The organism is Pseudomonas saponiphila, assembly GCF_900105185.1.
GTDB lineage: Bacteria > Pseudomonadota > Gammaproteobacteria > Pseudomonadales > Pseudomonadaceae > Aquipseudomonas > Aquipseudomonas saponiphila.
The window spans coordinates 2,263,136-2,273,410 of the sequence record NZ_FNTJ01000002.1; the positions used below are offsets into that span (position 1 = coordinate 2,263,136).

The following is a 10,275-nucleotide window of genomic DNA, read 5'->3' on the forward strand; positions in this document are numbered from 1 at the left end:
GCCATGACCGCCATCGCTCGTATCACCCTGTTGTCACTGGTCCTGGGGTTGAGCGCGTGTACGGTCCAGCGGCCGGTGCCAACCTCCTCTGAACCCATTCCGCCCGTGGGGCCGAGCACTCGCCCGGCGCCGTCCACGGCCCCGGGCAAGCACAGCGCGCCTATCCCTGCCGCCAAACCCCAGCCTCGTACCTCCGCCAGTTTTGCCCCGCCGCCAGGTGGGCACAGTCACTGGGACGCCCGGCTCGGGGTCTATGTGCTGGACGACCAGAACAACACGTTCTACCGCCAGCGCACCTATTACCGTTGGAACAACGGTTGGAGCCGCTCCATCAGCCCCGACGGACCTTGGGAAGACACTGATGTTCATGGTGTACCCGCAGGGCTGGGGCGTCAGTTCCAGTAGTCGCCAGGCTTCTTGCCTGATTGATTGCACCGGCGGCGTGCGCCTTGCCGCGACCCGCGGATGATTTAAGCCCCGGGTCGGCTGGCCGATACAGCGGGGTGTTCCTGAGTATCTGCCGTTGAGCGCCCAATGAAGAAAGACCTGAACAAACCCTATGTCGCGCCGATGGTGTTCTGGCTGGCCGTGGTCTGTGTCCTGCTGTTGCTGTATGGCCTGGGGCCGGCAGAGGTGCCGGAACTGATCTATCTGTCCCTGGCACCGCTGTACCTGCTGGTGGCTTTCGCCTTCATGTATTACTTCTTCTGCTGGAGCCTGATCTCGGTGTTCCGCCTGGGCGAGATCGGCTGGAAGAAGGTCGACTACGGCTGGCTGCTGCTGGCTTCCCTGGCGTTGATCAGCGCCACCCAGGCGGTCCGGGTGGACTGGTTCCAGAGCGACTATCAGTGGGCGCAAAGCGAGCAGGCCGGCTTGCAGCGCAGGGTGCTGGCCGAGATCGACGACATGCTCGGCAGCGCTCATTGTCAGGCCGCACTTGAGCTGCATGAGCCCCAGGATGCGGCCCAGGTCAGCAGCCTGTGCGAGCGCTTTGGCACGCTGGAACGCAGCGCCGACGGGCGTCCGTCGACCCTGGCGGTGAGCAAGGTGCAGCAGGCTCTGGATGACCTGCGTGGCGAATATTCGGCGCCCCTGGTGCAGCAATGGTTGCAGCGCCTGGGACAGACATTCGGGGAGTTGGAGCGCCAGCGCGCCGAGGTCCACCGCCTGCATGAGCTGACCCAGGTCAGCCAGGCCGAACGGCTCTACGGCTATGGCGCCCCCCTGTTACTGGTAATTGCCCTGGCCTTGCGCGCCTCCAAGGTGACGGGCGAGGTGCTGCTCAAGGCGCCCCGGCGCCGCCGGCTGTGGCTGATCGTCAACCGACGCGTGGTGCTCGATGGCCTGGGCTTTGTCCGCGGCGCCCGGGCGCGACTGGACGAAGCCCTGAGGAACTGGCGCGTGGCCCGTTGGGGCGTGGTGCACCTGTCCTGTGACTTCATCGCCGCGGCCAGTCCCCAGGACACCCCGGTGGCGGTGGCCCCGGGTTTCTATGAAAACGAATTCCGGCTCGAGACCCTGGCCGGGTTCGATGGCAGCGAGTTCGTGCAGTGGGCCGCCACTCAGACCATCGACATCCTGTACCTGGTCGGCGAAACCGATCAGGGCCTGATCGAGCGGCTGCGGCGCTGGGGCGAGGCGCTGAACATCGAGGTATTGGTCCGCGAGCGCATCTGAGGCGTGTTTCAGAGGTGCTCCAGCAACTGCTCCACGTACTCGACAAAGGCCCGGGCCTTGGCACTCACCAGGCGCCCGCCGGGAAACACCGCCCACAGTTGCTGCTGTGGCAGCTGCCAGTCGGTCAGCAGCGCCTTGACCGCGCCGCTGGCCAGCTCCGGGGCGAACATCCATTGCGAGGCGGTCGTCAGGCCCTGATGCGCCAGGACTGCCGCACGCAAGCCTTCTGCGGCATTCACCCGAATCCTGCCGCTGACGCTCACTTGCTGCTCCTGGTCGCCCTGGAAAAAGCGCCAGAGATGGCCGGGCCCCCGGTTGTAGATCAGGGCCTGGTGTTCGCTCAGATCGGCCGGATGCCGAGGCTCGCCGTGTGTGGCCAGGTATTCCGGGGTGGCCAGCAGCAGGCGAGGGCATTCGGCGATTTTGCGCGCGGTGAGGGTCGAGTCGGCCAGGCTGCCCATGCGCAGCGCCACATCCACCCCGGCTTCCACCAGATTGATGTGCTGATCGTCCAGCACCACGTCGATCTGCAGCCCGGGATGACGATCGAGAAAGGCCCCCAGGTGGGGCACGATGTGCATGCGGGCGAAGGTCACCGCGGCGCCGACGCGCAGGGTGCCATGCAATGCCGCAGCCGACCCGCGGGCGGCGTTTTCCGCCTCGCAGGCCTCTTCCAGGGTGCGCCGCGCCCGTTCGAAATAGGCCAGGCCGGCCTCGGTGGGGGTCAGGCCGCGGGTGGAGCGCAACAACAGCCGCACCTGCAGATGGGCCTCCAGTTGGGCAATGCTTTTCGATACGGCAGGCTGGCCCAGGTTCAGGCGTCGGGCGGCAGCGGAGAAGGACCCGCTTTCCACCACATGCACAAAGGTTTCCATCGCGGCTAGGCGGTCCATCGGTTGTCCTTGCAGGAGAGCGGGGGAGGGCACCCGGTAGCGGGCGCCGACACTATCACCGGATTCAGCCCGAGTTGCCTAGGCAGGCACTGCTCGGCGGTTGTCCGCCACCAGCAGAAAACGCAGCAGTGCCAGCAGAGGAAAGGCGCTGCCCACCAACGCCACGCCCAGCCAGCCACCGTGTTCGTACACCGCACTGGCAATCGATGAGCCGAAGGCGCCACCGATGAAGATGCTGGTCATGTACAGCGCGTTGAGGCGGCTGCGGCTATGGGCGTCCAGGGCATACACCGCCCGTTGCCCGAGCACCATGTTCATTTGCACGCAGAAGTCCAGGACCACCCCGGTCACTGCCAGGCCGATCACACTGTAGGCGGGATGGATCAGCGTCGGTACAAAGCTCAGGGCCGCCAGGAGCATGGCCAGCAGCGAGGCGATACGGGTGTGGCCGGCATCCGCTGCGGATTTCGGAGCACCGTGACCGGCCGTTTCGGTTGATCGTGACCGGTCATTTCGCTAACGCGTGACCGCTCATTTCGGTAGCAACGTGACCGATTTTCCGCCTGTTCCGAAACAGGTGGTCACGGCTTACCGAAATCGCCGGTCACGACTTAGCGAAAGCCTTCCCCTTCGTTGCGCATGACCTGATGCGCCGCCATCCTCGACCGATTTCGGGAGAGGAAGATGGCGGCGCCGCGAGTAGCCATGCGAAACATCAAAGAATGTCTGCGCCTCAAGTTTGAGGCCGGCTTGTCCCACGAGAAGATTGCCCGTGCCTTGCAGCTGTCCAAGGGCGTGGTTAGCAAGTACATCGCGGCGGCGCGGGTGGCCGGGCTGGACTGGCCGGCGCTGGTGGCCATGGACGAGGCCGCGCTGGCGGCCGCCTTGTTTGCACCGACGTCGACGAACAAGCCGCGCGGTGAGCGAGTGCTGCCCGATGTGCTGAGCATCCACCGCGAGTTGCGACGCAAGGGCGTGACCTTGCAGCTGCTGTGGGAGGAATATCTCGCCGCGCATGCGGGCCAGCCGACCTACCGCTACACCCAGTTCGTCGAGCACTACCGGCGCTACGCCCAGACGCTCAAACGTTCGATGCGTCAGCTGCACCGTGCGGGCGAGAAGCTATTCATCGACTATGCCGGGCCGACGCTGCCGGTGGTCGACCCGGCCACCGGCGAAGTGCGCCGGGCGCACATCTTCGTCGCCGCCCTGGGCGCCTCGAATTACACCTATGCCTGCGCGACGCCAGGCGAAACCCAGGTGGACTGGCTGACCTCGCTGGGCCAGGCTCTGACCTACTTTGGCGGCGTGCCGGAAATGGTTGTGCCGGACAATCCGCGCGCCCTGGTCGCCCAGCCGGATCGCTACGAGCCGGGCCTGAACCGGGCCACGCTGGAGTGCGCGCGTCATTACCAGACGGTGATCCTGCCGGCACGGCCACGCAAGCCTCAGGACAAGGCCAAGGCCGAGGTGGCGGTGCAGGTGGTCGAGCGCTGGATCATGGCGCGGCTGCGCCATCGGCAGTTCTTCAGCCTGCATGCGCTTAACCAGGCCATCGCCGAGCTGCTGGAGGATCTGAATCGGCGCCCGTTCAAGCGGCTCGATGGCTGCCGGCGCGACTGGTTCGAGCGCCTGGATCGCCCGGCCTTGCGAGCGCTGCCGGTGCATCCCTACGAGGTCGCCACCTTCAAGCGCTGCAAGGTCAGCATCGACTACCACATCGAGGTCAATGGCAGCTTCTACAGCGTGCCCTCCGCCCTGGCCCGGCAGAACGTGGACGTGCGACTGACGGCACACACCCTGGAAGTGCTGCATGGCAACCGGCGGGTGGCCAGCCACCTGCTGCTGGGGCGACGCGGCGCTTACAGTACCCAGCGCGAGCACATGCCCGCGGCGCACCAGGCGCATCGCGAATGGACGCCACAACGCCTGCTCGACTGGGGCGCGCGGATCGGCCCCTACACGCGCCAACTGATCGATCACCAACTGACCCACAAGCCGCACCCGGAGATGGGCTACCGCGCCTGCCTCGGCCTGCTCTCGCTGGCCCGGCGCTATGGCAATGCACGCCTGGAAGCCGCTGCCGAACGTGCCGTACACCTGCGCGCCTTCACCGGGCGCAGCGTGCGCAACCTGCTCCAGCAAGGCCTGGATCAACAGCCGCTGCCCCAGCGTGCCGCCGAAACGACCTTACCCGGCGACCACGAGAACGTCCGTGGCGCCGACTACTACCAACCCCCGCAACAGGAGCTGTTCGATGATGCCGCAACACACCCTGAATCAACTGCACCAGCTACGCCTGGACGGCATGGCCCGCGCCCTGGAAGAGCAATGGACGCTGCCGGCCAGCCACAGCCTGAGCTTCGATGAACGCCTCGGCCTACTGCTCGACCGCGAACTGGCCTGGCGTGACAACCAGCGCCTGGTACGGCTGCGCAAGAAGGCCAAGCTCAAGTACGCCAACGCCTGCCTGGAAGATCTCGACCGCCGCACCGGACGCGCCCTGGACGAGCGTCTGATCGCCACCCTGGCCAGTGGCGACTGGATCCGCCAGCAGCACAACCTGCTGCTGACCGGCCCGACCGGTGCCGGCAAAACCTGGCTGGCCTGCGCCCTGGGCAACCAGGCCTGCCGCCAGGGCTATAGCACCCTGTACCTGCGCACCCCGCGCCTGCTGGAACAACTGCGCATCGCTCATGGCGACGGCAGCTTCGGCCGTACCCTGCAACAGCTGGCAAAGGTCGACGTCCTGGTGCTGGACGACTGGGCGCTAGCCCCGCTGGAGGAAGGAGCCCGGCATGACCTGCTGGAGGTGATCGACGACCGCGCTGGCAGCCGCTCCACCATCCTGACGAGCCAACTGCCCATCGAGCACTGGCACGGCTGGATCAACGACCCGACCCTGGCCGATGCCATCCTCGACCGCCTGGTGCACAACGCCTACCGACTGACGATGAAAGGCGAGTCGCTGCGCCGAAAAAAAGCCGAGGAACAAGCCGCATCGTGACCGATGCGATTACAATCCAGAACCCGCGCAACCGGGGTGGAAGCACCGGTCACGTATTAGCGAAACGCTCGGTCACGTTCACCGAAATCCGCACATCCGCCAGGCGTCCGCTGATGGGGGCGGCGATGGCACCGATGGCGCCCACCAGGGCGAAGATCGCGATCTGGCTCTGCGACAGGCCGTGCTGCCGTGCCAGCTCCAGGGGAGCCGCGGTCCAGAACAGGCTGAAGCTGGCGAACATGCAGCCCTGGTAGAAGGCCCGCTGGCGCAAGACCGGTTGCCGGCGCAGCAGGCCCCCCAGTGAGCGCAGCAGTTGGCCGTAGGTGGCGCTATGGGCCGGTTGGCGCTGGGGCATGGTCAGCATCAGGACCAGGCTGATGGCCGCCATCAGCACGGCGGCGGCAATGAACATCGCGCGCCAGCCAAACAGATCGGCCACCACGCTGGACACCGGACGGGCCAGGAGAATCCCCAGCAGCAGGCCGCCCATGATCCCGCCCACCACACGGCCGCGGGACTCTTCCGGGGCCAGGTGCGCAGCCAGGGGAATGAGGATCTGCACCGACACCGAGCTGAAGCCGATCAGCAGCGACACCAGGAGAAAGACGTTGGGCTGCTGGGTCCAGGCCGCTCCCAGCAGGCTGGCGATGGCTACCAGGGTGGTGATCACCATCAGACGGCGGTTTTCCAGCAAGTCTCCCAGGGGCACCAGGAAGAACAGGCCCAGGGCATAGCCGATCTGGGTCAGGGACACGATCAGGCTGGCCAGGGAGCTGGACAGGCCGAGGTCCGGGGCGATCAGCTCGATGATGGGTTGTGCGTAGTAGATGTTGGCGACGATGGCGCCGCAGCAGAAGGCGAACAGCAGCACCATGCCTCGGGTCATTGTCACGCTGCGCAGGGGCAGCGCCTGGGTCGTTGAGCTCATCGCAATTCTCTTGGCGGCGAAAAGATGGGGCAAGGTTAAGAGGCGGCGCGGTAACGCAGTAGAGAGGGTGGGGCAATAGCATTCATTCCTGAGGGGAATAAATGACCGATTCAGGGCGTTGCGCTGCCAGCCGGGACGGATGCCGCTGACGAGGGTTGATGATACATTTACTTACATCTTGTTCGATAGCATGCTCATGTTCGCCATTTGCCCCGCAGTGGCCCGAGCCCCCTTTTCAATCGAGGAAATCCATCCCATGAATCGGTCTTTGCGTGGTTGGTTGTGCGCCGCTCAGGGCGTTGTTCTGGCGTTCACCCTGGTGGGCGTTGAGGCCCGCGCCCAGGAGGCTCCGGGCATGCGCATGGGGGTGCGCGGCGAGATCACCGGGATCAGCGGCGACCTGGTGCGGGTGCATGTCAACAGCGGTGAAAGCGTCAGCGTCGAGCTGACGCCACAGACCCAGGTGCGCGGGGTGACCCTGGCCAACATCGAGGACATCAAGCCCGGCAGCTACATCGGGTCTGCGGCGATGCCCATGGCCGACGGTACGCTCAAGGCCCTGGAGGTGCATGTCTTTCCCGCGCAGATGGCCGGCACCGGGGATGGTCATCGGCCCTTCGACCTGGCCAAGGGCAGCAGCATGACCAACGGCAGCGTCGGGGATCTGGTGGTGAGCAACGGCCGCACCCTGACCGTCAATTACAAGGGCGGGCAGCAGAGGATCCTGGTGCCGGACGATGTTCCCATCGTCAATCTCACCCCCGGAGATCGCAGCCTGCTCAAGGCTGGGGTCAAGGTGGTGATGTTCGTCACCCAGAGCGCCGACGGCAAACTCACCGCGCAGTCGATTTCCGCCGGCAAGGATGGGGTGGCTCCGCCCATGTAAGGCCGTTGTCTGCGGCGTGGAAGATTCCGCTCCGGCGCTGCGCTGCCCAGGCTTGCATTGCCAAATGTTGCAGCACGCGGGTTGCAGTGGAAGTCGCCAAAGCCTTGGTTTACGGTTTCTGGTCGTTCAATGCGCCGGGAGCACCTTATGGAAAAGTCGACGTTCAACCCAGCCAGTGTGTTCAATTCGCTGCAATACGGTTTCAGCCAGGCGGTGGAAGTGCGGGGCGGCCGACGCCTGCTGCTGTCCGGTCAGGTGGGGGTGGATGAGCAGGAGCGGACGGTCGGTCCCGGCCTGCGGGAGCAGACCGAGCAGGCCTTCGACAATATCGCAAGCGTCCTGGCCGCGGCGGGCGGCCAGATGGCGGATGTGGTGATGCTGCGGATCTACATCGCCGAAGCCGCCCGTGACCAGCAGGAACATATCAGCGCGGTGCTGCTGGAGCGCTTTGCCAGCCAGCCGCCGGCGTCTTCGTGGATAATCGTCAGCGGCTTGTCCTTGCCCGAGTGGCTGATCGAAGTCGAGGCCGAGGCGGTGCTGGAGGAGCAGCATCAAGTGGCCACGGCGGCGTTGTTCAACTCGGCCCGCGCGCTTTGAACGGACTGGAAGGGCATAAAAAAAGCGACCGCCAGGGTCGCTTTTTTCATTCACCCGCGAGGGGTCATTTGGCGTTGGTGTAGATCTGGTCGAAGATCCGCCGTCGTTGAAGTGGGTCTTCTGCACGCTGCGCCAGTCGCCGAAGGTCTTCTCCACCGAGAGGAAGTCGACTTTCGGGAAGCGGTCGGTGTACTTGGCCAGCACCTTCGGGTCCCGTGGGCGCAGGTAGTTGTTGGCGGCGATTTCCTGGCCTTCCGGCGACCACAGGTACTTCAGGTATTCCTCGGCTGCGGCGCGGCTGCCTTTCTTTTCCACCACCTTGTCCACCACCGATACCGGCGGCTCGGCTTCGGCGGACACGCTTGGGTAGATCACCTCGAACTGATCGCGGCCGAATTCGCGGGCAATCATTTCCGCTTCGTTCTCGAAAGTCACCAGCACGTCGCCGATCTGGTTGGTCATGAAGGTGGTGGTGGCGGCGCGGCCACCGGTGTCGAGCACTGGCGCCTGCTTGAACAGCTTGCCGACGAAGTCCTTGGCCTTGTTCTCGTCGCCGCCGTTCTTCAGCACATAACCCCAGGCCGAGAGGTAGGTGTAGCGGCCGTTACCCGAGGTCTTGGGGTTGGGCACTATCACTTGCACGCCATCCTTGAGCAGGTCCGGCCAGTCTTTCAGGGCCTTGGGGTTGCCCTTGCGTACGATGAACACGGTGGCCGAGGTGAAGGGCGCGCTGTTGTTCGGCAGGCGGGTCACCCAGTTGTCCGGCACCAGCTGGCCGTTGTCCGCCAGGGCGTTGATGTCGGTGGCCATGTTCATGGTGATGACATCCGCCGGCAGGCCGTCGATCACCGAGCGCGCCTGTTTGCTGGAGCCGCCGAAGGACATCTGCAGGGTGATGTTTTCGTTGTGCTCGGCTTTCCAGTGTTTCTGGAAGGCGGCGTTGTAGTCCTTGTAGAAGTCGCGCATCACGTCGTAGGACACGTTGAGCAGGGTGGGTGCGGCCTGGGCGGCGCTGCCCAGGGCCAGGCCGGCCGCCAGAAGCGAAGCGCTGAAGAATTTTTTCACTGCACATTCCTTTTGTTCGAGAGTGAAGGCAATTTGCCGCCGACTATAGCCGGGGCGCTATATCTCTTTAAAGATTAAAAAGAACTTTGCTTATTCCAGTTTCCTGAACAGCGCGTTACCGCAGCGCGAGCAGAAGGCCGCCGACGGTTCATGGCTGTTCTTGCGGCACACCGGGCAGTCATGCTTGAGCTGTTCGCCACGCATGGCGCTGGCCAGTTCCGCGGTGAAGGATCCCGGTGGGCACGGGCGATGATCGAGTAACCGGTGATCTCACCATCGACGAGATCATCTGGCCGATCACGGTCTTGGGCACGATATCGCCATAACCCACGGTGGTCAGGGTGACGATGGCCCAGTAGATGCCCTTGGGGATACTGGTGAAGCCATGCTCCGGGCCTTCGACCACGTACATCAGGGTGCCGAATACCGTGACCAGGGTGCAGACGCTGAGCAGGAACACCAGGATCTTCTGTTTGCTGCCGCGCAGGGCGTCCAGCAGGTAGTGGGCCTGTTTCAGGTAGGGCGCCAGCTTGAGCACGCGGAAGATCCGCAGCATGCGGATGATACGGATGATCAGCAGGTACTGGGCGTCGCTGTAGTACAGGGCGAGGATGCCGGGGACGATCGCCAGCAGGTCCACCAGGCCATAGAAGCTGAAGGCGTAGCGCAGCGGCTTGGGCGAGCAGTACAGGCGCAGCCCGTACTCGATGGCGAAGATCAGGGTGAAGCCCCATTCGATGTAGGCCAGGACGTTGGCGTAGTTGCTGTGGACCTCGTCGATGCTGTCGAGGATCACGATCACCAGGCTGGCGAGGATGATCAGCAGCAGGGTGGTGTCGAAGCGTCTTCCGGCCACCGTATCGGTCTGGAAGATCATCACGTAGAGGCGCTGGCGCCAGTTGTCGCGGTTACCCATGGAAGTCGCCTGAATCGAAGATCAGCGCAGCCTAGGGGGAGAGGCCGGGGGAGCGCAAGGTGTGTTGTCCCGGGGCGTGCGATCCAGAATCCGGGTTGCGGCATGCACCAGCCAGCAGGCGATGACGAAGGGCGCGGTGAGTGGCGCAAGGCCCAGGCTGACGATCCCGGGGGTGATCAGCAGGGCCAGGAAGATCCCCGCCAGGGGGCGCCACGGAGCACGGGCCTGCTGACCCAGGGCCAGGGCCGCCGCCAGGGCACTGTTGTAGCCGCCCAGGCCCAACAGCGCCTGCCCCTGTTGCTGTTG

General features: G+C 64.8%; 8 protein-coding genes and 4 pseudogenes. 6 read left to right on the plus strand and 6 right to left on the minus strand.

Going from position 1 to position 10,275, the window contains the following annotated elements:
* Positions 1 to 3 precede the first annotated feature (3 nt).
* Together BLV47_RS32325 and BLV47_RS32330 are read left to right on the plus strand one after the other, a co-directional pair.
* Positions 4 to 405, plus strand: a complete 402-nt coding sequence (locus BLV47_RS32325) for a hypothetical protein (protein ID WP_092320551.1) — start codon at positions 4 to 6, stop codon at positions 403 to 405.
* Positions 406 to 534: 129 nt separating this feature from the next.
* Positions 535 to 1,677: a BAR domain-containing protein gene (locus BLV47_RS32330; protein ID WP_092320552.1), complete on the plus strand. Its 1,143-nt coding sequence runs from the start codon at positions 535 to 537 to the stop codon at positions 1,675 to 1,677.
* 8 nt (positions 1,678 to 1,685) lie between these two features.
* Here the strand turns inward: BLV47_RS32330 and BLV47_RS32335 are convergent, their stop codons facing one another.
* Positions 1,686 to 2,570 (minus strand): LysR family transcriptional regulator, encoded by an 885-nt coding sequence (locus tag BLV47_RS32335; protein WP_092320553.1) that lies wholly within the window; start codon positions 2,568 to 2,570, stop codon positions 1,686 to 1,688.
* Between the two features lie 78 nt (positions 2,571 to 2,648).
* Positions 2,649 to 3,029, minus strand: a pseudogene (locus tag BLV47_RS32340) (MFS transporter); the annotation flags it as partial.
* A gap of 225 nt (positions 3,030 to 3,254) precedes the next feature.
* On the opposite strand from BLV47_RS32340, the gene istA reads away from it, so the two are divergent.
* Both istA and istB read left to right on the plus strand, forming a co-directional pair.
* Positions 3,255 to 4,940 carry an IS21 family transposase gene (istA, locus tag BLV47_RS32345; RefSeq protein WP_062838241.1) on the plus strand — a complete coding sequence of 562 codons (1,686 nt, stop codon included), beginning with the start codon at positions 3,255 to 3,257 and terminating at the stop codon, positions 4,938 to 4,940.
* Positions 4,828 to 5,577 (plus strand): IS21-like element IS1474 family helper ATPase IstB, encoded by a 750-nt coding sequence (gene istB / locus BLV47_RS32350; RefSeq protein ID WP_062838242.1) that lies wholly within the window; start codon positions 4,828 to 4,830, stop codon positions 5,575 to 5,577. The genes istA and istB overlap by 113 nt, the downstream gene beginning before the upstream one ends.
* A 94-nt stretch (positions 5,578 to 5,671) precedes the next feature.
* Here istB and BLV47_RS32355 read toward each other — a convergent pair.
* Positions 5,672 to 6,505, minus strand: a pseudogene (locus BLV47_RS32355) (MFS transporter); the annotation flags it as partial.
* Positions 6,506 to 6,761: 256 nt separating this feature from the next.
* On the opposite strand from BLV47_RS32355, the gene BLV47_RS32360 reads away from it, so the two are divergent.
* Both BLV47_RS32360 and BLV47_RS32365 read left to right on the plus strand, forming a co-directional pair.
* Positions 6,762 to 7,391 (plus strand): DUF5666 domain-containing protein, encoded by a 630-nt coding sequence (locus BLV47_RS32360; protein ID WP_092316997.1) that lies wholly within the window; start codon positions 6,762 to 6,764, stop codon positions 7,389 to 7,391.
* A gap of 147 nt (positions 7,392 to 7,538) precedes the next feature.
* A complete protein-coding gene (locus BLV47_RS32365) occupies positions 7,539 to 7,988 on the plus strand; it encodes a RidA family protein (RefSeq protein ID WP_092316994.1) in 450 nt (149 codons plus the stop codon).
* 64 nt (positions 7,989 to 8,052) lie between these two features.
* Here the strand turns inward: BLV47_RS32365 and BLV47_RS32370 are convergent.
* The 3 genes and pseudogenes from BLV47_RS32370 to BLV47_RS32380 form a co-directional block, all read right to left on the minus strand.
* Positions 8,053 to 9,053, minus strand: a pseudogene (locus BLV47_RS32370) (sulfate ABC transporter substrate-binding protein).
* A 90-nt stretch (positions 9,054 to 9,143) separates the two neighbouring features.
* Positions 9,144 to 9,969, minus strand: a pseudogene (locus tag BLV47_RS32375) (ion transporter).
* 21 nt (positions 9,970 to 9,990) lie between these two features.
* A partial coding sequence (locus BLV47_RS32380) for an urea transporter (protein ID WP_143038334.1) occupies positions 9,991 to 10,275 on the minus strand: 285 nt, incomplete at its 5' end.